Raw genomic sequence first — 24,615 nt, 5'->3', positions numbered from 1 at the left:
GAATGATAGAAGCTGGAGTAATAGCTATGGCGCGGCAGCACCCCGAGGAACCGACGCTGGTCGAACTCTCGATCGAAGAGGTCAAGGCGATGGGCAAGCAAGGCATGGGCCATCCCTCGACGCGCCCGGTGTTGACCGGCGGCGCCGTCGGTGCCGTCATCGGCGCCGTGCTGCCCGTCGTATCGTGGCCCGTCGGCCTGCTGGCCGGCGCCGCGGTGGCGCTCCACACGCGGGTGAAACGCTGACCGATGCGCTGCCCCTATTGCGGACATGAAGACAGTCAGGTGAAGGATAGCCGTCCGACCGAGGACGGCGCGGCGATCCGTCGCCGCCGCCAGTGCGAGGATTGCGGCGCGCGCTTCACCACTTTCGAGCGCATCCAGCTGCGCGAAGTCGCGGTGCTCAAGGCCGGCGGGACGCGCGAGCCCTTCGACCGCGAGAAATTGATGCGCAGCGTCCAGATCGCGTGCCGCAAGCGGCCGATCGACGGCGCGCGCATCGAACGGCTGGTGTCGGGAATCCAGCGCCAGCTCGAAACCTCGGGCGAAAGCGAAGTGCAGGCGCAGCAAATCGGCGCGATGGTGATGGAAGCACTCAAGGGCTTCGACAATGTTGCCTATATCCGCTTTGCCAGCGTCTATCGCGATTTCACCGAAGCCAAGGATTTCGAGGAATTCGCCTCGACGATCACCGAGGCGGCGCGGCCGATCAAATGACCGCGGCCGCCCCGCCCCCCGTCATCGTCCTCGTCCGTCCGCAGCTTGGCGAAAATATCGGCAAGGCGGCGCGCGCGATGCTCAATTTCGGGCTGACCGAACTGCGCCTCGTGAGCCCCCGCGATGGCTGGCCCAACCCCGATGCCGGACCCGCGGCGTCGGGCGCCGATAATGTGCTGGCCGAAGCGCAGGTGTTCGATACGCTCGCCGATGCCGTCGCCGATTGCACGACCGTCTATGCGACCACCGTGCGCAAGCGCGGCGTCACCAAGCCGGTGCTGACCCCCGAGGCGGCAGCGCGCGAAGTCCACGCCAGCGCAGGCCGCTCGGCCTATGTCTTCGGCGCCGAACGCTCAGGGCTCGAAACCGACGACGTCGCCCTCGCGCACAAGATCGTCACCGTACCGATCAATCCCGAATTCGCCTCGCTGAACCTCGCGCAAGCGGTCATCCTGCTCGCCTATGAATGGTCGAAAGGCGTCGCACTCGCGAGCCCGCCCGACGTGCCGCTCGATCCCCCGGCGCCGCACGGCGAGCTCGAGGAATTCGTCCAGCATCTGGTCCGCGACCTCGACAAGAGCGGCTATTTCTTTCCGCCCGAACGACGCGAAATGACGCTGCGGACCTTGCGCACCGCGCTGACCAAGACGGGCTGGTCTTATAATGACATCCGTATGATGCACGGAATTGTCACGGCGCTGGGCCGCGTCAAGAAAAGGCAGTGAGACCGGCAGCCAGACGGCTACGCACCACGGCCAGATCAGCGATCGGCGCGCAGCCGGTCCCACTGGACCGCCTCATAGGCGATCGACTGCTCGACAAGCTCGTTCCACACCGCACGCAGCCGCTCGGGCTCCAGCCCGGCGGCTTCGGCCTCGCGCGCGACATTGCCCAGCACCTCGGCCTTGCGCGCCTCGTCGCGAACGGTGTCGCGGTCGGTCTTGATCCGGGCGGCGGCATCCATATAGCCGAAGCGGCGGACGAGCAGCGCGACGAGTTCGCGGTCGACCTGATCGACCCCGACGCGGACTTCGGTCATGGTTTCGCACTGTTCGGGACGTTTGGGTTCGGGAAGTTTGGCGGACGTCATGCGCGCTGCCTTTAACGGCTTTTTCGCCGCTGTCGAGCGCGCGGCTTGATGCTTGACTTTGCCGCCCTCCCCGTCTAACCGCGCGCCTTCGCAATGGACCCCGCACCCCGGTGAAGCGGTGGTCGCATATGGAGACTTCCATATGGTGCGACCCGGGAACGAGCCGAAATCCTTCGGCACACAGCAAATTGGAGACGACATATGTCGAAGCGCCAGAGCGCCAAGTATAAACTCGACCGCCGGATGGGCGAAAACATCTGGGGTCGCCCGAAGAGCCCGGTCAACCGCCGCGAATATGGCCCCGGCCAGCACGGTCAGCGCCGCAAGGGCAAGATGTCGGACTTCGGCATCCAGCTCCGCGCGAAGCAGAAGCTGAAGGGCTATTACGGCGACATCACCGAGAAGCAGTTCAAGAAGAATTATTTCGAAGCGTCGCGCATGAAGGGCGACACCGGTCAGAACCTGATCGGCCTGCTCGAGCGCCGCCTCGACGCCGTCGTCTACCGCTCGAAGTTCACCCCGACGATCTTCTCGGCGCGCCAACTCGTCAGCCACGGCCACGTCTATGTCAACGGCGTGAAGTGCAACATCGCGAGCCGCCTCGTGAAGCCGGGCGATGAAGTCACTCTTGGCAAGAAGGCGCAGGAAATGGCGCTGGTCGCCGAAGCGCAGAGCCTGCCCGAGCGCGACCTGCCCGAATATCTCGCCATCGACGGCACCAAGTCGACCTTCGTCCGCGTTCCGTCGCTCGACGAAGTGCCCTATCCGGTGAAGATGGAACCGAACCTGGTCGTCGAATTCTATTCGCGCTGATCGGACGGCATCGCTGGAATCAAGTGGGCGGCTCCGCAACGGGCCGCCCATTTGCTGTCCACCCTATTTGGCCAGAAACGCGTCGATGCGGCGCAGCATGTCGGTGCGCGCCGCCGCGGTTCCGAGGCTGTGGGCGAGTCCGGGATATTCGACCAGTTCGACCGGCCGTCCTGCGTCCTTGAGCGCGCGGACCATGGTTTTCGATTGCGCGATCTCGACATTCTGGTCGAGCGTGCCATGGAACAGCAAGACCGGCGCGTGGATCCGGCCCGCATTTTCGGCCGGCGATCCCTCGCGCAGATGCGGACCCGTGCCGATGAAATCGCGCTTGATCCGCCCCGAGGTATAGCGGCTTTCTTCGCGGCGAAGCTGCGACAGGTCGGTCACCGGCGCGATGGCGACGATCTTTTGGAACAGATCCGGCGCGATGACGCCCGATTGCAGCGCCGCATAGCCGCCATAGGACCAACCGACGATCGACAGCCGGCCGGCCGGCGCGCCCTCTGCGACCAGCCAGCGCCCGGCGTCGGCGACGTCTCCCACCGCGGTCCGCCACGATTGAAAACCATTGCGCTGATACCAATCGTCGCCATAGCCAGCCGAACCGCGAAAATTGGGCTGCAACACTGCGAAACCGCGTTGCGCGAAATATTGCGCCATCCAGTCGAACCCCCACTCGTCGCGCGCCGACGGGCCGCCATGGGGCATGACGATCGCCGGCAGCCCGGCGACGCCAGTCTTGCCGGGCGGCAGGGTCAGATAGGCGGGAATGCGCGTGCCGTCGGCCGCCGCATAGCTGATCGGCCGCACTTCGGACAGCGCGACACCCTCCAGCATCGGTCGATCCACCAACAGCGGGCGCAGACGCTTCGCGGTCGCGTCGAACAGATAATATCGACCCGCATCGGTGTCCGACCCGGCCCATAGCAGAAAGCGGCTTTCATCGACGGTCGCGTCGATGATGCGGACCATGCGGCCCTCGAGCGCCGTTTCGAGCTGCGCCGCCAGCGCCTTGATCCCCGGGTCGAAATAAACGGCGTGCGGCTTTTCGGTCGAATAGACCGCGCCGACCACGCGGCCGCCCTGACCGATCCGCAAAATATCCGACACATCGACTTCGGGATGCGCGAAAATGGTTTCGATCTTCGCCGCGCCCTCCAGCGCGATTCGCTGGATCGCCGTCCGGCCATCGACCTTGCCGAAACCGAAGGCATGGTTCGTCCCCTCCTCGATCGACACCGGACGGAATCCCTCGCCGGTCGCGATGTCATGGGCGGACAGCGGCTGCCATGCACCGCCGGTCTCGGGCCGCGCGAAATAGCGGAAGGTCTCGTCGACCATCCCGGTTCCGCTGGGCGCGTTGCTGACCAGCACGCGCAGCCGGCCGGCGTCGTCGGTCAGATAGCCGACCGCATAGGTCCGTGCCCCTTCGATCAGCCGTTCGTCGTCGTTGAAGGTGGAAATGCTGTTCACCGCCCCCGCGGGGCTGATCAGCATGATGCGATTGTCCTGGCCCGGCAACCAGTTGATCAGCTGGCTGCCAAATCGGACATAGCGATTCTCGCCGCGGATGAAGATGCGATTTTCGCCATCGGAATCGAGCGCGACCATCCGGCTGAAATGGACGATGTCCCGGCCCGCGGTCTGCCGGCCGCCGGTTCCGCACAGGATGCGCGCGGGGCTTTCCCAGTCGCACCAGAACAGAAACTCCGGCGCGCCATTGGCTCGCAATATGCGCCGTGGCGATGCGCCATCGTTCGTGCCGACCACGAACAGATCGTTGCCGCCGCGCGTCGATGGGGAGATGAACGCGATCTGGCCGCCGTCGGGCGACAGGCTGATGCTGTCGATGGCGCCCACGGCTCCGAAACGTGCGGCCGCGTCCTGCTCCTGCGCCTGAACCGGGCTAGCCAGCATAAACAGGACCATCGTCCACAGGCCGCGAACCGGCATCGACGTCGGCATTTTCCTCCGTCCCGTCAGCGCGGCAGGAACCCGGCAATGCGCGCCAGCATCGCGGTGCGCGCATCGCTGTCGCCCAAATCGTGCGCCAGCCCCGGATATTCGATCAACTCGACCCGCTTTCCGGCCGAATCCAGCGCGCGCTTCATAATCCGCGACTGTTCGATATCGACATTCTGATCGAGCGTCCCGTGAAACATCAGCACGGGCGCTTTGATACTCGCAGCATTCTGCGCGGGCGAACCCTCGCGAATATGCGGCCCCGACCCGATGAAGTCACGCATGATCGCCCCCGTGGTGTAGCGCTCGACCTCCTCCTTCAGCTCCGCGAGGTCGGTCACCGGCGCGATCGCGACGATCTTTTTGAACAGGTCCGGCGCCAGAACCCCCGATTGCAGCGCCGCATAGCCGCCATAGGACCAGCCGACGATCGACAGCCTGGCGGGGTCGGCTCCTTCTTTCACCAGCCAGCGACCGGCATCGGTCACATCGCCAATCGCGGTGCGCCACGACTGGAAACCATTGTCCTGATACCATTTGTCGCCATAGCCCGACGAGCCGCGATAATTGGGCTGCACGACCGCAAAACCCGCTTGGGCGAAATATTGCGCGAGCCAGTCGAACCCCCATTCGTCGCGCGAAGACGGCCCGCCATGCGGCATCACGATCGCCGGCAGGCCCTTGGCATCGCTGCGGCCCGGCGGGAGCGTCAGATAACCGGGGATCATCGTGCCGTCGGCAGCGGGATAGCGGATCGCCTCGACCGGCGAGAGCGTCAATGCCGACAGCAGAGGCCGGTCCTCAAGGAGCGGGCGAAGCTGTTTTGCCGCCGGCGTATAGCGATAATAGCGCCCCGGATCGACGTCCGACCCGGCCCACAGCAGCCACTGCAATTCATCGGCCGACGCATCGATGAAATAGACTTGGCGTCCACCGAGCGCGCGCGACAGCGAGTTCGCCATCGCCGCGACCTTGGTGTCGGTCGTTACCATCTGGCGGCGGTCGGTAGCATAGGTCGCGCCCACGACACGCTGGTCGCGGCCGACGCGCACCAGCCCGTCGACATCGACTTCGGGATGGCGATACAGGGTTTCGCCCTTGCCCGTCCCGTCGAGCTTCACCGCGACGACCGCGGTGCGGCCGTCCATCTTTGCAAAGCCGATCGCGCGGTTGGTCGCGGCATCGACGGCGACGGGATCGAAGCCTTCATTTGCACGCAGGTTGACCGTCGACAGCGGCTCCCAGTCGCCGCCGCCGGCGGGCCTGAAGAAATAGCGCTTCATCCCACTCAGATAACCCGTCTGCCCCGCCGCGCTGTGGGTCCCCATCACACGTACCGTCCCATTGCCGTCTGTGATGTATTCGACCGCGTCGCGCCGCGGCTTTTCGACGACCGTGATCGATCCGCTGGTAACGTCGACCAGATCGACGCCCATGCCTTCGTCATTCTTGGTGATCAGCGAGCCGATATTGCTTTCGGGAACATGGCTTCGCATCATCAGCACGCTGCCACCCTCTCCCGGCTGCCAGTCGATGACCCGGCCACCGCGAAAGTCATAGCCGCGTGCATGCTGTCCACGCCGCGTGCTGAGCACCTTGGTATTACCGCCGGCGGCATCGACGGCGACCAGCGTCGTGAAACCATAAATCTGTCCGCCATAGTCCTCGCGCCCACCGACCTGGCAGAGAATCCGCGCATCGCTGGACCATCGGCACCACAGCAAGGTTTCGGGATCGCCGCTCGCGCGCAAGATACGCCGCGGCGCGGCGCCGTCGGCGATCTCGACGACGTAGAGATCGTTCGCCTGTCCCTTGTTCGGCGCCACAAAGGCGATGCGCTGTCCGTCGGGCGACAGGCTGACCTGGGTCACGCCCGGCAGCGTACCGAACCGGCGCGCGGCATCACCCTCCTGCGCCTGCGCCGTTCCCGCCACCAAAAACAGAAGCGACAAACCAATCCAACCAATCCGCATCGAAAATCCCCCATTCAAAACCCCATAGTCTTCGACTGCTAGAGCGGTGCGCATTGTTTTTGCAAGGAACGAATGCCGCGCAAGTTCGGCAAGAGGTGTTGCGCCGGCCGCGTCGCGCTGGCACAAGCCCGATCGTCGCAAACGAAACTTTCCAAGGACATTTCCATGCTTCGCTTCCCCCGATCAACCGCGGCCTTCGCGGTCCTTCTGACCGTTGCCGCGTGCAACGCCTCCGACAAGGCGGCGACCTCCGCCGTCGCCATTCCCGATGTCGAAATCCCCGAACTGTCGCTCGCGACGCTTCAGGAAGTGACGAAAGAACTGTCGTCGGACGCCTATGAGGGCCGCGCGCCCGGCACGGAGGGCGAGGAAAAGACCGTCGCCTATATCATCAAGAAATATGAGGAAGCGGGGCTGACGCCCGGCAACAACGGCAAGTGGACGCAGGACGTGCCGCTGGTCGAGATCACCGCGAAGAACGCGACCCCGCTGAGCTTCACCGGCGGCAAGACTCCGGTCACGGCGCAATATGCCAAGGACTATGTCGCGTTCAGCTATCGCGTGCAGCCGAAGACCGCGGTCAAGGACAGCGACGTTGTCTTCGTCGGCTATGGCATCAACGCCCCCGAAAAGGGCTGGAACGACTATGCCGGGCTCGACGTGAAGGGGAAGACCGTCGTCGTCCTCGTCAACGACCCCGACTGGCAGACCAAGGAAGCCAAGGGCGAATTCAACGGCCGCGCGATGACCTATTATGGCCGCTGGTCGTACAAATATGAGGAAGCCGCGCGGCAGGGCGCCGCCGCCGTGCTGATCGTCCACGACACCGAACCCGCCGCCTATGGCTGGAACGTCGTCGAATCGAGCAACACCGGCACGCAATATCTGGCCGACAGCAAGAATGGCGGCGCCGACCAGACCGTCGCCAACGGTTGGATCCAGCTTCCCAAGGCGAAGGAATTGTTCGCGAGCGCCGGGCAGGATTTCGACGCGCTGCGCGAAGCCGCCAAGAAGAAGGGGTTCAAGCCCGTCGCGCTGACCGGCGTGAAGGCAAGCTTCAGCTTCGATAACGAGATTTCGAAGAAGATGTCGCGCAACGTCATCGGCGTCCTGCCGGGCGCCAAGCGCGCGCAAGAATATGTCCTCTACACCGGCCACTGGGATCATCTCGGCCGCTGCACGCCGGTCGATGGCGACGACATCTGCAACGGCGCGGTCGACAATGCGAGCGGCATCGCCGGCCTCGTGACGCTCGCGCAGGCCTTCAACAAGGCCGGCGCCCCCGACCGCAGCATCGTGTTTCTCGCCGTCACCGCCGAGGAATCGGGGCTGCTCGGTTCGAAATATTATGCCGAAAACCCGATCTTCCCGCTCGCGCAGACCGTCGGCGGGGTGAATATGGACGCACTCAACGCGATCGGCCCGGCGAAGGACATCGTCGTCGTCGGTGGCGGCAAGTCCGAACTCGACGCCTATGTCGAAAAGCTCGCCAAGATGGAGGGCCGCACGGTCAAGGCCGAACCGACCCCCGAAAAGGGCTTCTATTACCGGTCGGATCATTTCAGCTTCGCCAAGCTCGGTGTGCCGATGTTCAACTTCGGCAGCGGCGACGAACTCGTCGAAGGCGGGGTCGAGGCCGGCAAGAAGGCGGCCGAAGATTATGAAAAGAACCGCTATCACGCCCCGGGCGACGAATATGAGGCGATCACCAACTGGGACGGCATGATGTCGGACCTGCGCCTCTATTATGCCGCCGGCCGCATGCTGGCGATGACCGACGCATGGCCGAACTGGGTCGAGGGCGACGAATTCCGCGCCGCCCGCGACAAGTCGCGCGCCACGGCAAAGTAGGGTTTCGTCATTGCGAGCGAAGCGAGCAATCCAGAGCGGTTTATGCACGCCCTGGATTGCCGCGTCGCTTCGCTCCTCGCAATGACGAGAGAGGACGAGCGTCGATGACCTTCCGCATGCCCGCCGAATGGGCGCCGCACGACGCCGTCTGGATCGGCTTCCCGCACCTCGCCGAGGAGTGGGCGGGCGCGATCGATGAAGGGCGGCGCGACGTCGCCGCCTTTGCCAATGCCGTCCACGACGGCGGCCGCGGCGAAGAGGCGCGGCTGGTGGTCAACGATACGCGGCAGGCGGACATCGCCGCCGCGCTCGTCGATCCCGGCGTGCGCATATTGATCCAACCGCTGGGCGATATCTGGCTGCGCGATACCGGGCCGATCATCGCCGGAACGGGCGCGGCGCGCCGAGCCCGCAATTTCCGGTTCAACTGGTGGGGCGAGAAATTCGTCATGCCGGGCGATCAGGAAGTCGGCGCGGCGCTGGCACGGACGAGCGGGTTTCCGGTCGACGATCAGGACTGGGTGCTCGAAGGCGGCGGCATCGACGTCGACGGCACGGGGCTTTGCGTCACGACAGAGGAATGCCTGCTCAACCTCAACCGCAACCCGACGCTGACGCGCGAGGATATCGCGGTACGGCTGCACCAGTCGCTCGGCATCGAGCGGCTGCTGTGGCTCGGCAAAGGGCTGGTCGGCGACCATACCGACGGCCATGTCGACAATCTGGCGCGCTTCGTCGGCGAGGGGCGGCTCGCGCTGCCGGTCGCGGCGGGCGACGACGATCCCAACGCGCATATCTACGCCGACGCGCGCGCGCGCACCGCAGCCTTCGGCGGGGTCGAGATCGTCGATCTCCCCTCGCCCGGCCGCGTCGAAATCCGCGGCGAGATCGCGGCGGCAAGCTATATGAACTTCTATATCGGGAACACGACCGTCGTCGTGCCGACTTACGGGGTCGCGAACGATCAGGCCGCGATCGATACGCTCGCCGCGCTCTTCCCCGACCGCCGCGCGGTCGGTGTGCCCGCGCGCGGGATCATCGTTGGCGGCGGCAGCTTCCATTGCTCGAGCCAGCAGGTTCCGAGCTAGCATCGGGCGCGCAGCCCCCTATATTCCGTCCCGACTCCCGCACACCGGATAGGCCATGACCCGCACCATCACCGTCGCCGCGCTGCAGCTTCCCCTGCCCGGCCCCGTCGAACCGAATGTCGAAGCCGTCTCCGCGCTCGTCGAGGAAGCGGCCGCGAAGGGTGCGCAAATCATCCTGCCGCCCGAACTGTTCGAAGGCCCCTATTTTTGCCAGGTCGAGGATGAGGAACTTTTCGCCGCCGCCCGCCCGACCGCCGAACATCCGAGCGTCATCGCCATGCAGGCGCTCGCCGCCAAGCTGAAGGTCGCGATCCCGACGAGCTATTTCGAAAAGGACGGGCCGCATTATTACAACACCCTCGCGATGATCGGCCCCGACGGCGAAATCATGGGGACCTATCGCAAGAGCCATATTCCCGACGGTCCCGGCTATGAGGAAAAATATTATTTCCGCCCCGGCAACACCGGCTTCAAGGTCTGGGACGTGTTCGGCACGCGGATCGGCGTCGGCGTGTGCTGGGACCAATGGTATCCCGAATGCGCGCGCACGATGGCGTTGATGGGCGCCGAACTGCTCTTCTATCCGACCGCGATCGGCAGCGAACCCTATGACGTCGATCTCGACACCAGCCGTATGTGGCGCCGCGCGATGCAGGGGCATAGCGTGTCGAACTGCATGCCGGTGATCGCCGCGAACCGCATCGGGCCCGAGGGCGACGCCAATTTCTATGGCCACAGCTTCATCACCGACGAATGGGGCGACATGACGCAGGCGTTCGGCGCGGCCGAAACGGGCGTGCTCGTCGAAACGATCGACCTCGACCGCGCGGCGAAGCATCGCGCCGGCATGGGCTTCTTCCGCGACCGCCGGCCGCAGCTCTATGGGCGGCTCGTCGAGGACATCTGATCGCGCGCTAACTTTCGAAGCGGCGGATGCTTTCCAGGTCGGCGCGGTCAAGCGGCTGGGTCAGCCACAGCCCGCCGCGCCCGCCGCGCGACCAGCGCACGATGGCGCGGCGCTTGACCCCACCCGCGAGTATGAGGTCGAACTCCCTGCCGACCTCGAAATGGCCGTCATGGACGAAGCCGGCGCCATTCTGCGACAGGTCGACCAGTTCGATGGGCGTCGCCGCGCCCTCGTCGGTCACCGCCTCGGCCTTCGTTTGCAACGACAGGCGCGGCTGGCGATAGCCGGTGGCGCGTTGCTCGGCCGCCAATTGCTTGAGCACATGAGCGACGTCGACTTCCTGATCGAAGGACACCCCGCATCGCCCCGCGTCGGACCAGACGACCTCGCCGCGGATCACGACCGTATCCGAAAGCGCGACTTCCAGCTTTTCACCAACGGCGATTGGAACGTCAGCCGCGAGCATCATCCCGCGATCGGAAATATTGCGGACCCGCCACAGGCCCGCGTCGCCGTTGCGTATCACCTTGGCGATCCGCCAGACCGTGCGATAGCGATCGCCTTCGCGGCGATCGGTGCTGGCGGCAATGTCCTGCTCCTCTACCGGATCCGAGAAGCGACGTTGACTCATCTTATCCACCTTATCGAAGCAGCGCCGGATCGAAGCCCAAGCCCCCGCCAATTACTGCAAAATGCGCAAAATCACGCAATCTCTTACTCGGATTTATATGAAAATTCAATCATGTTGCGGATCATAATCAGCCCCGTCGATCAACAGCAGGCGCGCAAACCGGTCGCCCGCCGCCAGCAAATACTTCGTATTTTACATAATTTACGGTAGGCAGCCACGGCGATTAAGCGGGCAGCGAAGCCTCGCGAAAAGTCGGCCAGCGCCTTTTCAATAGCGGCCCGACAGCAGAGCCCCGGCGCCCGGAACCTCGGTCGGCAACCCGAGACGCGCGAGCATCTGGTGCGCGGTGCAGATCGCCGCCGAAACGACCGGCAAACCGATCGCGTCCTCGATCCGCTGCACCGAGGGAAGCGACGGCATCTGCACGCACGCGGACAGCACGAGCGCGTCGATATCAGTGAGATCAAGCCGCTTGTAATGATCGAGCAGATTGGCCGGGTCCTGCGCCGCGACCTCCAGATTGTCGGGGATTTCGAGCGCGAGCCAGTCGGCGACCTCGATGCCTTCCTTCGCAATATAACCGACGACCATTTCGGTCAGCGGCTTCATATAGGGCGCGACGAGCGCGATGCGCTTCGCCTGCAGCGTCTTCAGCCCTTCCACCAACGCACCGGCGCTGGTGACGACCGGCGCCGCATGGCCGTTTTCGACCGTGCGCTGGTGCAGCCGTGCTTCGGACGCTCGGTGATAGCCCTCGCCCATGCTCATAATCGCGACGAGGCAGGCATAGCCGAGCACATCGACCGCCGCGTCGGACAGTTCGAGCGCGCAGCGGTCGGAATCCGCGTCCATCGCGGCGAGTTCCTCTTTCGTCACCTTCTTCATCCGCATCCGCGACGAGTGGAAAGTGAAGCGTTCGGGCGCGACCGCCTCGCGCGCGCGGAGCAGCGCCGGGATCTCGGTTTCCATCGTGACGTTCGAGCTCGGAACGATCTGCCCGATGCGGATGGGACGTGTCATGTCGCGCGCCTCAGACCGCGACGATCGGGTTGCGCAGCGTGCCGATGCCTTCGACGGTGCATTCGACGACATCGCCGGGCCATAGGAACTCCTGCGGATCGCGGCCCGCGCCGACGCCTGCGGGCGTGCCCGTCGCGATGATATCGCCGGGTTCGAGCGTCATCACGCTCGATATATCGGCGATCAGTTGCGGCACGTTGAACAACATGAAGCGCGTGTTGCTGTTCTGCTTCTCGACCCCGTTCACATGCGTCAGGATATTGAGGTTGTGCGGATCGCCGATTTCGTCGGCCGTGACGATGCACGGTCCCATCGGCGCGAAGCTGTCCTGCCCCTTCGACACGATCCACTGCCCCGCGCGTCGGCAGTCGCGCGCCGACACGTCGTTGATGACGGTGTAACCGAACACATGATTGAGCGCGTCGCCCTCGGCGACGTGGCGCGCGGTGCTGCCGATGATCACCGCCAGTTCGGTTTCCCAGTCGAGTTGCTGCGTCACCTTCGCATTATGGCGGATCGGGTCGTTCCACGCGACGACGGCGGTCGGCGGCTTCGAGAAGATCACCGGCTGTTGCGGCAATTCGTTCGACGTGTCGAGACTGCGCGCCGATTCAGCGACATGCTCGGTATAGTTAAGGCCAATTCCGAAGATATTCTTGCGCGGCCGCGGGATCGGCGCGAGCAGCGTGACATTGCCGGCGGGCAGCGACGTGCCGACCAGATCGGCCGTGGCCGCCGCCGCGATGGCTTCCTGCAGAAAGCGGAGCGTGATCGGCCCGAGGTCGATGAAGTCGAGCATCGTCGAAGGCAAATCCTGCCCGATCGCATCGCCGAAATATTCGATGTCGATCACGAGCCCGTCGTGGAGGAGGCCGAGCCGCGGTTCGGTCTCGACCGTGCAATATGTCACGAAGCGCATGTTTGGTGTCCGTCATTGTCTTGGAGGGCTTCCTCGATCCGGACGCCGAGCGCCTCCATCACGGGGAAGTCGTTGAACGAGAAGAGGAAGGCTTCCTCGGATGCGTCGAGATTGACATGCTCGTGCCACACCCACGCGGGCACGCAGAAGATGTCGTGCGTGCCCCAGTCGAAGCGTTCGCCGCCGATGATCGAATAGCCGCGGCCGGCCGCGACATTATAGACGACGTTGCCGGTGTGGCGGTGCGCCTTGCCGCGGAAGCCGGGCTTCAACATCTGCATATGCGCGCCCATCGTCTGGAGCGCCCAGCCGCCGGTCAGCGGGTTGGAATAACGCACCATATGCCCGTCGAACGGCGTGCCTTCCGACACTTTGGCGAGGCTCCACAGCGCGTCGCGCGTCGCTTCCCAGCGATAGACCATCACCGGCGAGTAAGGCTTCTCCCACGCTGCGACGCCCTCGGGCCGCAGCGCAGCGCCGCCATAGCTCAGCGGCAGATCGTCGGCCGGAAAGGCCGCCGTCTGCGCGGGCTGGTCGTAGACCGCGTAAAAATTGGTCTCGAGGCTATTCATCAGCGGGATGTCGAGCCCGTCCTGCCAGATCGAGACCTCGCCGTCGGCCACGACGCCATGGTCGTGCCAGCACCCCCCCGGGGTCAGAACATAATCGTTGGCGCCGAGCGTGATGTGGTGCCCGTCGACGACGGTATAGGCGCCCTTCCCCTCCATGATGAAACGGTGCGCCGACGCGGTGTGGCGGTGCGCGGGCGTGATCTCGCCGGGGCGCATCGCCTGCATCCCGCTGAACAGCCAGCCGCAGACCGCGGTGTTTTCGCGCCCGGCGTCGCTGTCGTTGAGCAGGGTCACGACGCGGCGGCCGGCTTCCTCGGGTTTCACCAGATCGAGCGCGCGGAGGCACATGTCGCGCATCTCGGCGTAGCGCCAGAGCGTCGGGCGATAGCGCGTTTCGGGCTCCCACGGCTCGATCGCATTCGCGCGCTTCCAGAAAGCGCCTGCATTACGCGCCGCAAGCTCTTGATAAAAGGATTCGAGTTCGGGTGTGTCGGTGACGCGCGCGCGCCCGAGCACATCGTCGCGCGGGTCGATGATCGTGCTGCCTTCTGCCATCATGGCGTCTCCTCGTCGGGATCGACGCGCTGCGGCTCGTCGACGAACAGGGCCGACGCGCGGGGAGTCCGGTCGACCGTCAGGTTGAAGATATCGAAGCGGTTATAGCCGCCGATGATGTCGTGCATCAGCTTGGGACGGATGCAGTCGCCAAGGTCGATATCGGCATAGACGATGCCTTCGTCGTCGATCAGCGCCTCACCGACCAGATTGCCGTGCGGATCGATCACACCCGAAAAGGCGCTGTTCGGACGCGACAGCAGCTCGCGGTTCTGCGGACGGCCTTCGGACATTGTGTCGATGATTTCGGGGCTCACCGCCGAGCAGGCGACGATCGTGAAGACCTTGCCCTCGAAGCTGTGCGCGGTGGCGCGGATCTTGATCGCCTCGGCCATATTGTACGAAGCCGGCGCGACAGGCAGCGCGATATAATTGGCGACATGAACCAGTTCGCCCTGCGACAGCAAGGCGAAGCGCGCCAGCGTGTTGGTATTCTCGCCGCACGCCAGCGTGCCGAGCGGCCCGACGGGAGTGTCGTAAACGCGGATCGAATTGCCGTCGCCGCCCGCCCAGGTGAGCTTTTCGGCCCAGGTCGGCACCAGCTTGCGGTGGCGCCCGAGCAGGCTGCCGTCGGCGCCGATGATCAGGTTGGTGTTGTAGAGTGTCCCGACGCTCACCGGATCGCGTTCGTTGATCCCGATGACGACGGTGCAGCCATGATCGCGCGCCGCGGCGCAGAGCGCGGCAACCTCGGGGCCATCGATCGAGAGCGACGCGCGATACAGCCGCTCGTGCCATTCGGCGCCCTCGATCGGCGTCATCAGCCAGTTCCAATAGGGATAGGCGGACACGAATACCTCGGGGAAGGCGACAAGCTGCGCGCCATTGCCCGCGGCCTCGGCGATCAGCGCGCACGCCTTGTCGACCGTGCGCGCGGTATCGAGGAAGACCGGCGAAGCCTGCACAGCGGCAACGCGCGATCTGGGCAGAAAGGGAGTCGACACGTCGCTCATGTCACCGCCGCCCGCTGGTGATATTGCGGCTTGTCCCACGCGCGCGTCGCGCAGACCTTTTCGAGGCGGCGGGCCGTTTCGACCATGTCTCGATAACGGAGATAAAGCGGCGTCAGCCCGAAGCGCAAAATGTCGGGCGCGCGGAAATCAGCGATCACGTCATATTCCTTGAGCGCCTGCACGATCTGGTAACCCTGCGGATGCGCATAGGCGACCTGGCTGCCGCGCGTCGCATGGTCCTGCGCGCTGACCAGCTCGAAGCCATAGGCGTCGCACAAAGGCTGCATCTGTTCGATGAACAGGTCGCCGAGTGCGAGCGACTTGCGGCGCACCTCGGCCATGTCGGCTTCGAGCATCAGGTCGACGCCGACTTCGAGCGCGGCGAGGCCGAGCACCGGCGGGGTTCCGCACTGGAAGCGTTCGATCCCGGCGGCGGGGTCATAATCCTCCTCGAAAGCGAAGGGCCGCGCGTGGCCGAACCAGCCCGAGAGCACCGGCGTGGCGGCATGATGCCGCGCGGCCGCGAACAGATAGGCGGGCGCGCCGGGGCCGCCGTTGAGGAACTTGTAGCCGCAGCCGATCGCGAAATCGGCGTTCGCGCCATTGAGATCGACGGGGATCGCCCCTGCACTGTGGCTCAGATCCCAGACGACGAGCGCGCCGGCCTCGTGCGCCGCGCGCGTGATCGCCGCCATGTCGCGAACGCGGCCCGACTTGTAGTGGACCTGCGTGAGCAGCAACACCGCGACATCGTCGGTCAGCGCATCGACGATCGCGTCGGGCGCGACGGTCACCGCCTTCACGCGTCCGCCCGAAAACGCCTCGACACCCTGCATCATATAGACGTCGGTGGGAAAATTGGTCGCTTCCGACAGGATCACCGTCCGCTCATCCCGTAACGAAAGAGCGGCGGTCAACGCCTTGAAAATATTAACCGAAGTCGAATCGGTCGCGACGATTTCGCCGGGCTTCGCGCCGAGCAGCCGGCCGATCTTGTCGCCGATGCGCCGCGGCGCGGTCGACCATAAGGCTTCGAGCCACGAGGTGATCAGCCCCTCACCCCATTCGCCGCCGATCACCTCGGCCAGCCGCTCGCCCGTCGCCTTCGGCAGCGCGCCCAGCGAATTGCCGTCGAGGTAGATCAGACCTTCGCGCAGTTGAAAACGCTCGCGAAAGGGCGCCAACGGATCGGCGGCGTCGAGCGCCGACACATCGGTGGCAAACATCGTGTCGGTCATGCGATTTCCCTCAAGATAGCGCGCACCGGGCTGGCATCGGCGCCAACGATACGAAGCGGCAGCGCGACAAGTTCGTACCGGCCGGGCGGCACGTCATCGAGCACCAGCCCTTCCAGGATGCGCATGTCGGCCGCCTTCACCGCCTGATGTGCGTCGAGCGTCTTCGACTGTTCGGGATCGAGCGAGGCCGCATCGGTGCCGATCAACCGCACCCCCATGGACCCAAGCCTTGCGATCACATCATTGGCGATTGCGGTGAAATCCGAGTCCCATTGCTCGTGCGGGAACTGCTCATAGGTCCGCAGCAAGACGCGCTCGGCGCCCTCGACCGCCGCCCAGTCGATGTCGCTGATCTCGACCCGTCCGCGCGCATGGCGAACATCGAGCAGCACGCACGGCCCGATATAGGCATCGAGTTCGCAATCGGCCGACGAGGCGCCGTCATTGGCGTAATGCAGCGGCGCATCGCCGTGGGTCCCGGCGTGGAGCGGCGTGAACATACCGCCGACATTGACCGGGCATCCGTCGCCGATCACCGCATGGCTGTGGAGCGCGAAGACCGGCTCGCCCGGCCACACCGGTACCGCGGCGTGCAGCGGCTGCGAAATGTCCCAGATCCGGCTCATGCCCGCGTCCCCCCGGCATAGTCTCCGCCCCCATAATCTCCACCTTGGCGCGGCGCGACCATCTCGGTCCGCATCGACCAGAGTTCGGGAAAGAAGCTCAGGCTCAGCGCCTTGACCAGATAATTGACCCCCGACGAGCCGCCCGTCCCCGGCTTGTGACCGATCACCCGCGCCACCGTCTTCATGTGCTTGAAGCGCCATTCCTGGAAATAATATTCCAGCGCGGTGATCTTCTCGGCGAGCGTGTAGAGGTCCCAGTGCCGATCGGGGTCGGTATAGATCGCGAGCCACGCCTTCTCGACCGCCTCGGATGCCTCATAGGGCTTGGTCCAGTCGCGCTCCAGATGGTCGGCGGGAATATCGAACCCGCGGCGTGCGAGCAGCCGCAGCAGCTCGTCGTAGAGCGACGGCGCCTCGAACACCGCGCGCAGCCGCGCTGTTCCCTCGGCATCGTCCTTGTGGACGATCATCATATCCCCGCGCTTGTTGCCGAGCAGATATTCGAGCTCGCGATATTGCTGCGACTGGAATCCCGACGCGCGGCGCAGGAAACCGCGAAAGGTCAGGAAATCATGCGGAGTCAGCGTCGCGAGCACCTCCCAGCTGTGGATCATGTGCCGCTGGATCGTCGCGATCCGGTCGAGCCCCTTGGCCGCGATCTCCAGCCGGTCGGCCTTGATCGCGTCGTAAACCAGCCGTCCTTCGTGCAACACCAGCTTCAGCCAAAGCTCCATCGTCTGGTGCATGATGATGAACAGCATCTCGTCGGGCTTGTCCGACACCGGGACCTGCGCCGACAGCAGTTGCGCGGTCTGCAAGTGCCGCGCATAGGTCAGGCCATTGTCCCACTGGATCGTCTCGCCGTCGATCTCGGTCTCGAAAATGTCGGTGCCGCCGTCGCGTGTCTGCCTGATCATGGGCGTGCCTCTCCGCTTGCCGGACCGGCCGGCAGGCGTCCTTCATAAGCCAGATCGCCGGCCCAGCCATCCCCCGGTTCGATCGCCGGTTCACCCGCGATCTTGCGATAGATGGCCGCGAAGTCGGTTTCCTCGGTCGCGCACAGCAACGCCTCGAACCCCGCAATGACGAAATAGGTCTGCTGAAATTCGTCGAAATTATAGCGCGTGCGCATCACGCGTTCGATATCGAGCCAGATGCGCCGCGGTTCGGGCGCGGCGAGCGCCGACATGGCCTCGCCCAGGCTCGACATCAGCCCGCCGCCGAACGCCCGGAGTTCACCCTCCTCGACGACCAGCCCGAACTCGACGGTATAAAGCCACAGCCGCCCAAGGAAATCCGATGCACCCAGCTTTTCGGCGCGAAGCCCCGCCTGACCATAAGCGACGAGAAAGTCCGAAAAGGCGGGGTCGGCCAGCATCGGCACATGACCGAATATGTCGTGAAACATATCGGGCTCTTCGCTGTAGGCGACCTGCTCGGGCGGACGAACGAAATTGGCGGCGGGAAACCGCCGGTTCGCGAGATGCTCAAAAAAGGGTCCGTTCGGAATCCAGCCGGGCACCGCGACGACTTCCCACCCCGATGCGGGCTTCAACAGCGCGTTGAGTTCGGCGAAATCGGGAACTCCCCGCTTCAATTGGCGGAGGATTTCGAGGCCGTCGAGGAAAGAGCGGCACGCATAGCCATCAAGCGCCGCCGACTGCCGGTCGAACAGGCTGCGCCAGGTGTCATGCTGCTCCGCCGTGAACGCGGCCCAGCTTTGCGGCATCGTCCAATCGGCCGCGACACCTTCAGGCGGTGCATCGAAAATATGTGTCGCGGCCATCGGTCCTCTCCAAAACCTTCGACCGCCAGACTAGCGCGCGCGGGCGCGAACATTGTGCGGATTTCGGGGCGAAGCCGCAGCGAAAATCGATATTCGTTTGGTACATCGGCTAATTGGCAGGAATTTGTTCTTCCCTATTCGGTATGTGAGCGCCATTCTCGCCGGAACTCGCTTTAAGGACGGAACACATGGACAAGCTCGACTGGAAGATCGTCGCCGCGCTCGAACGCGACGGCCGCCAATCCTATGCCGATCTCGGCGAGCAGGTCGGCCTCTCCAAATCGCCCTGCTGGTCGCGCGTGAAAAATCTCGAGGAAAGCGGCGTGATCGATGGTTATGCCGCGCGCCTCGACCCGATCGCCATCGGCTTGGCGGTGCAGAGTTTCGTCGAGGTGCAGATCCGCTTCGACGCGCATATCGAATTCGAAGCCGCGGTCCTCGCGCACCCCGCCGTGGTCGAATGCCACACGACCGCGGGCGAAAGCGACTATCTGCTCAAGATCTTCGCGCGCTCGGCCGACCATCTCGACGAACTGCTCCGCCACAATCTGTCGAAGCTGCCCGGCGTCCAGCGTTTGAAGACGGTGGTGTGCCTCAAGACGATCAAGCGCCACGGCGATCTGGCCGAATGGGCGCGCACGACCGAGGGCCGCGACCGCGCCAATTGACCGCTCAAAAGCAGCGCGCCCGGAAGGCTTATCAAACTGCGTCGAGACTGCGGCTCAGCTTTGGAAAAAAAGGGCGCGTTCGAAAACGCGCCCGAGGGAGGACCTTGCGTCGTGCCGATCAGAAACGCTTGGTCACACTGAAACCGATGATGCGCGGGTCGAGCGTGAAGATATTCGCGCTGAGCCCGGTGTCGTCGCTGTTCGTGAAGGTGTTGGTTATCGGCGTGTCGTTGAACAGGTTCTTGACATAAAGCTGCATCGCGAACTGCGATTCCGGCCGTTCCAGCGTCACCGCCAGATTGGCATTGTCCCATGCGCGCAGCCGGTCATATTCGGTGTTGTAAACGCGCGCATAGCTTTTCGCCTGGCGGTAATAATCGCCGCGGAAGGTCAGGTTCCAGTCGTCGATGAAGAAGGTATATTGCGCGCCGATGTTGAAAGTGAAGCGCGGCGAATTGGGCAGCTCATTCCCTTCCAGATCGGCATAGAAGCCGCGGCCGCCGTTGGGCGCATCGGTGAGCGGATCGTAGGTGAAGCCCAGAAACTGGTCCCAGCGCAGATTGGTTTCGATACTGGGATTGAAGCTGCCGTAACGCGACGAGCCCGCACACAGGGCCGACAGCATGAAATCGCCGAGCCCATTGAAACCGCCGGCCGCGAAGGGCGAATTGAGGATCGCCTCGACCTTGTCCTTTGGCGCGATACAGTTGGAGGGCACCCCGAGTTGCGGGCGCACAACCACCCAGTCCTCATTCCCCTGCGTCCGGTTCATCACGTCGATCGATTGCGCGCCCTTGCCGATCCGCGTGCGCAGATAGCCGAAGTTGGAATCGATCCGGAAATTGCGCGACGGCCGCCACGCCGCTTCGAGCTCCAGTCCCCAGCTTTGCGCATCGAAATTTTCGTTGAGCGCAATGCGGTCGACGATCTGCGACACCTGATAATCGGTATAGTCATAGAAAAAGGCGGTGGCGTTGAGCGTCATCCTGCCGCCCGCGAAGCTGTTCTTCGTGCCGATTTCGAACGCATTGACATATTCGGGTTTGAACGTCGCGGCGAGCGGCTGATACTGGATCACCTTAGGATCGATATCGACGCGCGGCGGGTTCGAACCGCCGCCCTTGTACCCATGCGAAAAGGACGCATAGACCAATGTGTTGTCGGAGAAGGAGGTTTCGGGTTTCCAGTCGACCACCAGCCGGCCGGTGAAGGCGTCCCATTGCTGCTCGATCGGCGGCAGCGCCGGATAGCCGATACTGACACGCCCGCCGCTCGATGCGCCGCTCTCGGTGCCGAAATTCTGCGCACCGAGCAAAAGCTGGCTGGGAATCGGTGTCGAGGTCTTTTTGTCGTTGGTATAGCGCGCGCCGGCCGTGATCTTCACATCATCCGACACATTCCAGTAGGCTTCTCCGAACAGCGCCCATGACCGGGTTTGTACGACATTCTTGCTGCGGAAATAATTATGCCCTTGGCCATTGATCTGGTCGATGGTGTTCGGATCGACATAAATGCACTCGCGAAACTCATTGCCCGGGTCGCAATTGCGTGTCCCCGCTCCGAATTCGCCCGGCGCATCTTCGCGGTTGTAAAAATATTCGGCAAGCAAACTGAACATATTGCTAAAGACGTAATAATCGTCCTGCGACTTGAAATTCAGCGCATTGGCACCGACGCTGAAATTGAACGGCCCCGAAAAGTCCGATTGCAGCCGCAGTTCCTGCGTCCATTGCGAGTTGCGCGACTGGCTGACATCGACCGCCAGCATTCGGTCCGACGGGCCGAGTTGCGGATCGGTATAGATGCCGCCGGGCGTCGGGCCGGGAACGGTCGCACCGAAAGTCAATGTCGAATCGTTAAAGATTGGAGCCGACAGAAATCGATTATAATCTTGCGACGAATAATAATGATCGCTGGAATAGGCGGTCTGCGAGATCAGCTTCAGGTCGCCGACCCCCGCCTCGAGATTGAGCTGAAACACGTCGTTGTTGGCACGAAATCTCGGATCGTAACTCGTGGAAATCTCGCGCAAGTTCCGGGACTGCACGACATCGGCGTAGGGGTCGCGGCCAGGGTCAATCACACGAAGCGACGCGAAGCTGCCGTCGGGAAGCTGAACGAGGTTCAATCCGATATTGGCGGCAGCATTGACGAAAGCAAAGCTCGCCGCATTGGGCGCGCCAAAAGCCGCGTCGCTGTAAAGCGATCCCGGCAGGCACCCTTGGCTGAGCTTGGCACGCAAATAAGGATCAACTGCAGCGTTCCCAACGGTCTCGGGCCCCTCGTCGCGCGTACACAATTGCTTGCCCGTGCGCGAACGCTGGTCATCCTCCTCGAAATGCTGCCAGATGAAGCTGGCCTTCAGATTGTCGGTCGGTTCCCACTGCGCCGACACGCGCGTCGACCACAGGTCGCGATCGTTGACGCGCTGCTGGGTGAAGGTGTTGAAATCGAAACCGTCGCGCTTGGTCATCGCGCCCGCGGCGCGGACCGCCAGCGTATCGGTCAGCGGAACGTTGATCATCCCGCTCAACCGGCGCGTCGAAAAATTGCCGACCTCGCCCTTCGCCATCCCCTCGAACTCGTCGCTCGGCATCGCCGGGATGACGTTCACCACCCCGCCGGTGGCGTTCCGGCCATAGAGCGTCCCTTGCGGGCCGCGCAGCACCTCGACGCGCTCGAGGTCGAAAAACTCGGCTTCGAACAGGCGGTTGCGGATCAGCGGCGTGTTGTTGAAGCTGACCGCGACCGCGGGATCGCTCGAGGCCGAAATCGCCTTCGTTCCGATGCCGCGGATCGTGAAGTCATAGCCGCTGAAATTGCCCTTTGAAAAATTGACGTTGGGTACCGCGCGGACCAGTTCGGCGCCGCTCTCGACCTTGCGATCGTCGAGCGCTTTCGGCGTGAAGGCGCTGATCGCGATCGGCACGTCGCCGATCTTTTCCTCGCGCTTCTGGGCCGTGACGACGATCTCCGCGGGATCCTCGATCTCACCGCCGGCGGCGAGCGGGGTTACGTTTCCCTCCCGCGTCACCACAAAGACGTCGCCGTCGCGGCGATAGCCGAGCCCGGTCCCGAGCAGCAGCGCGCGCAGCGCCGTTTCGGGGTCCGTCCGTTTGCTGTGGCCCGCGGTGCGCTTGCCGTTGACGATCGCCGCATCGACGAGGATCGTCACGCCACTTTGCACGCCGAAGTCGCGCAGCGCCCGGTCGAGCGACTGCGGCGCTATGCTGTAACTTGTGACATGTTCGCGCGCCAGCGCCGCATCGCCCGAAAACGCCAGGCAGCCGATCGCCGCACCACTCAACAGAAATTTGCGCAAATTGCATGCACGAACCCGCATGTCCCCTCTCCCTCACCCTGTCCTGCGGGATTCATGTCCCGCTGCTGTGGCGCTCGATCCGGCGCCCATTCGAATAGACGCCCCGTTTTCGGACATGGGGGGATCGATCGAATAATATTTTCAACAATGTTAATATCTACGCCGGTGAACGCGTCGTTCGGAAAATTCGTCGGCCGGAGCGTTTTTCATCCCCCCTCTTGCGAATTTCCCGCGTCTACCCTGATAACTCCAGCACGATAATGGAGCCGCAACGACCGTTTTGGGAATGATGCCGGGATGACGCATAGGGTTGGGAGCATCTCGCAATGCCTGTTTTATCAGGGCTATTATTGACGATGGCTGTCCCGCAACCGGATCGGGATCTGGCCGCATGGATGACGGCCTATGGCCCGGGATTGCGCCGCTATTTCCGCCGCCGTGCCGATGATGCCGATGTCGACGATCTGGTGCAGGAGGTTTTCCTGCGCCTGCAATCGGCGCAGCTCAGCACGCCGATCGACAATGTCGAACGCTATCTGTTCGCCGCCGCGCGCAACGCGCTGATCAGCCGCTACCGCCGGCAAAAGGCGCGCGCGAGCCTTTTGCACGACGAGTTCGAAGACGTCATCGAAATCTCCGAGCAACGGTCGCCCGAACGCATCGTGATCGGGCAACAGGAATATCGCCGCGTGCTCGAAGCGATCCAGAATCTTCCGCCGCGCGCACGCGAGGCTTTTCAATATCACAGGTTCGAAAATCTGACCTATCAGGCCATCGCCCAGCGGATGGGCATCTCCAGGGAGGCGGTGAAGGAGCTGATGCACCGCGCCCTCGTGCGCATCGTCGAAGAAATGGAGCCCGAGCTGTGAGCGGCAACGACGCCTTCGCCCGCGCCGCGCTTCGCGCCGAGGCGGTGCAATGGTTCAACCTCGAACGGTCGGGCGACATGACGGTCGACGACGAACTGTGCTTCCTCGAGTGGCTCGATCAGTCCGACACGCACCGCGACGCCTATCGGCTCGTCGAACGGGCGTGGCTGATCGCCGGCACGATCCCGCAAGAGCCCGAGATGCTGCCTCCGGCCGACTCGACCGGCGAACGCGGCAGCCGGCGATCGGGCTGGCGCCGGCATCTGGCGCTGGCGGCGTCGCTGCTGCTGGTCTTCACGCTCGGATGGTCCGCCTATCTGGGAGTTTTCCCGGGCTTCGGCACGACGACGGCCCAGCATTTCCGCACCGGCGTCGGCCAGACGACGACCGTCACCCTTCCCGAAGGCTCGGTCGTGACGCTCGATGCCGAAACCGAAATGCGGCTGCGCGAAACGCCGGGCGAACGCCGGGTCGATCTGGTCGCCGGGCGCGCTTTTTTCCGCGTCGCGCCCGATCCGTCGCGTCCGTTCATCGTCAACGCCGGCGGCAAGAGCGTGCGCGCGATCGGCACCGCCTTTGAAGTCAGTTACGAGCATGGCAACATGGTCGTCACGCTGGTCGAGGGGAAAGTGCGGGTCGAGGAAACCGGCTCCGGCTCGGGCAGCGGCACCGATATGGCGCCCGGCGGCCAACTCGTCATCGGCGCCGACCATAATTGGTCGCTCAGCCGGGTCGACGTCGCGAAGGAAACGAGCTGGACCGAAGGGCGCCTGATCTTCATGCGCGATCCTTTGTCGGAAGCGGTTGCCGAAATGAACCGCTATTCGCCGCGAAAGCTCGTCTTCAAGGACGGCAAGATCCCCGAAAAACAGGTCGTCGGCGTATTCCAGGCGGGCGACGTCGACGGCTTTGTGAAGGCGATGGAATTGAACGGCATCGCGCGCCGGGTGTCGGCGACCGAAGACGAGATTCTCCTCTCCGGAAGCGAGTAGCGCC

At 64.0% G+C, this 24,615-nt stretch carries 23 protein-coding genes; 10 read left to right on the top strand and 13 right to left on the bottom strand.

Translation table 11 applies throughout. The features are described 5' to 3' along the window. Positions 1 to 26: 26 nt before the first annotated feature. The 3 genes from GGR90_RS17450 to GGR90_RS17440 are packed head-to-tail and all read left to right on the top strand — an operon-like array spanning position 27 to position 1,441. The gene (locus GGR90_RS17450; protein ID WP_167922732.1) at positions 27 to 245 is read left to right on the top strand and encodes a hypothetical protein; all 219 of its coding nucleotides are present in this window, start codon (positions 27 to 29) and stop codon (positions 243 to 245) included. A gap of 3 nt (positions 246 to 248) precedes the next feature. Next, positions 249 to 716 carry a transcriptional regulator NrdR gene (nrdR, locus tag GGR90_RS17445; RefSeq protein ID WP_167922682.1) on the top strand — a complete coding sequence of 156 codons (468 nt, stop codon included), beginning with the start codon at positions 249 to 251 and terminating at the stop codon, positions 714 to 716. Further along, a complete protein-coding gene (locus GGR90_RS17440) occupies positions 713 to 1,441 on the top strand; it encodes an RNA methyltransferase (RefSeq protein WP_167922681.1) in 729 nt (242 codons plus the stop codon). Before nrdR ends, GGR90_RS17440 begins: the two co-directional genes overlap by 4 nt. Before the next feature lie 35 nt (positions 1,442 to 1,476). Here the strand turns inward: GGR90_RS17440 and GGR90_RS17435 are convergent, their stop codons facing one another. Beyond that, a complete protein-coding gene (locus tag GGR90_RS17435) occupies positions 1,477 to 1,806 on the bottom strand; it encodes a chorismate mutase (protein WP_167922680.1) in 330 nt (109 codons plus the stop codon). Positions 1,807 to 2,007: 201 nt separating this feature from the next. On the opposite strand from GGR90_RS17435, the gene rpsD reads away from it, so the two are divergent. After that, entirely contained in the window at positions 2,008 to 2,619 is a 612-nt protein-coding gene (gene rpsD, locus GGR90_RS17430; protein WP_167922679.1) for a 30S ribosomal protein S4, read from the top strand. Between the two features lie 63 nt (positions 2,620 to 2,682). Here the strand turns inward: rpsD and GGR90_RS17425 are convergent, their stop codons facing one another. Together GGR90_RS17425 and GGR90_RS17420 are read right to left on the bottom strand one after the other, a co-directional pair. Further along, a complete protein-coding gene (locus GGR90_RS17425; protein ID WP_167922678.1) occupies positions 2,683 to 4,584 on the bottom strand; it encodes an alpha/beta hydrolase family protein in 1,902 nt (633 codons plus the stop codon). Between the two features lie 14 nt (positions 4,585 to 4,598). Further along, positions 4,599 to 6,533, bottom strand: a complete 1,935-nt coding sequence (locus tag GGR90_RS17420) for a S9 family peptidase (RefSeq protein WP_245198796.1) — start codon at positions 6,531 to 6,533, stop codon at positions 4,599 to 4,601. 186 nt (positions 6,534 to 6,719) lie between these two features. Between GGR90_RS17420 and GGR90_RS17415 the strand changes: the two genes are divergently transcribed. From GGR90_RS17415 to aguB, 3 genes are all read left to right on the top strand, one after another. Beyond that, complete coding sequence (locus GGR90_RS17415; RefSeq protein ID WP_209023859.1) at positions 6,720 to 8,405, top strand: M28 family metallopeptidase; 1,686 nt, start codon at positions 6,720 to 6,722, stop codon at positions 8,403 to 8,405. A 104-nt stretch (positions 8,406 to 8,509) separates the two neighbouring features. Further along, the gene (locus GGR90_RS17410) at positions 8,510 to 9,493 is read left to right on the top strand and encodes an agmatine deiminase family protein (RefSeq protein WP_167922676.1); all 984 of its coding nucleotides are present in this window, start codon (positions 8,510 to 8,512) and stop codon (positions 9,491 to 9,493) included. 55 nt (positions 9,494 to 9,548) lie between these two features. After that, entirely contained in the window at positions 9,549 to 10,400 is an 852-nt protein-coding gene (aguB, locus tag GGR90_RS17405) for an N-carbamoylputrescine amidase (RefSeq protein WP_167922675.1), read from the top strand. A gap of 7 nt (positions 10,401 to 10,407) precedes the next feature. Here aguB and GGR90_RS17400 read toward each other — a convergent pair whose 3' ends face one another. The 9 genes from GGR90_RS17400 to phhA form a co-directional block, all read right to left on the bottom strand. Next, complete coding sequence (locus tag GGR90_RS17400) at positions 10,408 to 11,031, bottom strand: PilZ domain-containing protein (RefSeq protein WP_209023858.1); 624 nt, start codon at positions 11,029 to 11,031, stop codon at positions 10,408 to 10,410. 267 nt (positions 11,032 to 11,298) lie between these two features. Beyond that, on the bottom strand, positions 11,299 to 12,051 hold the full coding sequence (locus GGR90_RS17395; protein ID WP_280740933.1) for a maleate cis-trans isomerase family protein: 753 nt from the start codon (positions 12,049 to 12,051) through the stop codon (positions 11,299 to 11,301). A 10-nt stretch (positions 12,052 to 12,061) separates the two neighbouring features. Beyond that, positions 12,062 to 12,970, bottom strand: a complete 909-nt coding sequence (locus tag GGR90_RS17390; protein ID WP_167922674.1) for a fumarylacetoacetate hydrolase family protein — start codon at positions 12,968 to 12,970, stop codon at positions 12,062 to 12,064. Then, complete coding sequence (locus GGR90_RS17385; protein ID WP_167922673.1) at positions 12,958 to 14,097, bottom strand: cupin domain-containing protein; 1,140 nt, start codon at positions 14,095 to 14,097, stop codon at positions 12,958 to 12,960. Before GGR90_RS17385 ends, GGR90_RS17390 begins: the two co-directional genes overlap by 13 nt. After that, a complete protein-coding gene (locus GGR90_RS17380) occupies positions 14,097 to 15,110 on the bottom strand; it encodes a carbon-nitrogen hydrolase family protein (protein WP_167922672.1) in 1,014 nt (337 codons plus the stop codon). Before GGR90_RS17380 ends, GGR90_RS17385 begins: the two co-directional genes overlap by 1 nt. Then, entirely contained in the window at positions 15,107 to 16,348 is a 1,242-nt protein-coding gene (gene kynU, locus GGR90_RS17375) for a kynureninase (protein ID WP_167922671.1), read from the bottom strand. Before kynU ends, GGR90_RS17380 begins: the two co-directional genes overlap by 4 nt. Next, positions 16,345 to 16,974, bottom strand: a complete 630-nt coding sequence (gene kynB / locus GGR90_RS17370) for an arylformamidase (protein ID WP_167922670.1) — start codon at positions 16,972 to 16,974, stop codon at positions 16,345 to 16,347. Before kynB ends, kynU begins: the two co-directional genes overlap by 4 nt. Continuing rightward, positions 16,971 to 17,891 carry a tryptophan 2,3-dioxygenase gene (locus tag GGR90_RS17365; protein WP_167922669.1) on the bottom strand — a complete coding sequence of 307 codons (921 nt, stop codon included), beginning with the start codon at positions 17,889 to 17,891 and terminating at the stop codon, positions 16,971 to 16,973. The genes kynB and GGR90_RS17365 overlap by 4 nt, the downstream gene beginning before the upstream one ends. Continuing rightward, on the bottom strand, positions 17,888 to 18,760 hold the full coding sequence (phhA, locus tag GGR90_RS17360) for a phenylalanine 4-monooxygenase (protein WP_167922668.1): 873 nt from the start codon (positions 18,758 to 18,760) through the stop codon (positions 17,888 to 17,890). Before phhA ends, GGR90_RS17365 begins: the two co-directional genes overlap by 4 nt. 188 nt (positions 18,761 to 18,948) lie before the next feature. Here phhA and GGR90_RS17355 point away from each other — a divergent pair, with 188 nt between their 5' ends. Then, the gene (locus GGR90_RS17355; RefSeq protein ID WP_167922667.1) at positions 18,949 to 19,428 is read left to right on the top strand and encodes an Lrp/AsnC family transcriptional regulator; all 480 of its coding nucleotides are present in this window, start codon (positions 18,949 to 18,951) and stop codon (positions 19,426 to 19,428) included. A 118-nt stretch (positions 19,429 to 19,546) separates the two neighbouring features. Here the strand turns inward: GGR90_RS17355 and GGR90_RS17350 are convergent, their stop codons facing one another. Continuing rightward, positions 19,547 to 22,771 (bottom strand): TonB-dependent receptor, encoded by a 3,225-nt coding sequence (locus GGR90_RS17350; protein WP_167922666.1) that lies wholly within the window; start codon positions 22,769 to 22,771, stop codon positions 19,547 to 19,549. Between the two features lie 335 nt (positions 22,772 to 23,106). On the opposite strand from GGR90_RS17350, the gene GGR90_RS17345 reads away from it, so the two are divergent. Together GGR90_RS17345 and GGR90_RS17340 are read left to right on the top strand one after the other, a co-directional pair. Continuing rightward, positions 23,107 to 23,619, top strand: a complete 513-nt coding sequence (locus GGR90_RS17345; protein ID WP_167922665.1) for an RNA polymerase sigma factor — start codon at positions 23,107 to 23,109, stop codon at positions 23,617 to 23,619. Next, positions 23,616 to 24,611, top strand: a complete 996-nt coding sequence (locus tag GGR90_RS17340) for a FecR domain-containing protein (RefSeq protein ID WP_167922664.1) — start codon at positions 23,616 to 23,618, stop codon at positions 24,609 to 24,611. Before GGR90_RS17345 ends, GGR90_RS17340 begins: the two co-directional genes overlap by 4 nt. Positions 24,612 to 24,615 lie beyond the last annotated feature (4 nt).

Source organism: Sphingopyxis italica (assembly GCF_011926545.1).
In the GTDB taxonomy this organism is placed as follows: Bacteria; Pseudomonadota; Alphaproteobacteria; order Sphingomonadales; family Sphingomonadaceae; genus Sphingopyxis; species Sphingopyxis italica.
This window is presented reverse-complemented; position numbering and strand designations above follow the sequence as displayed.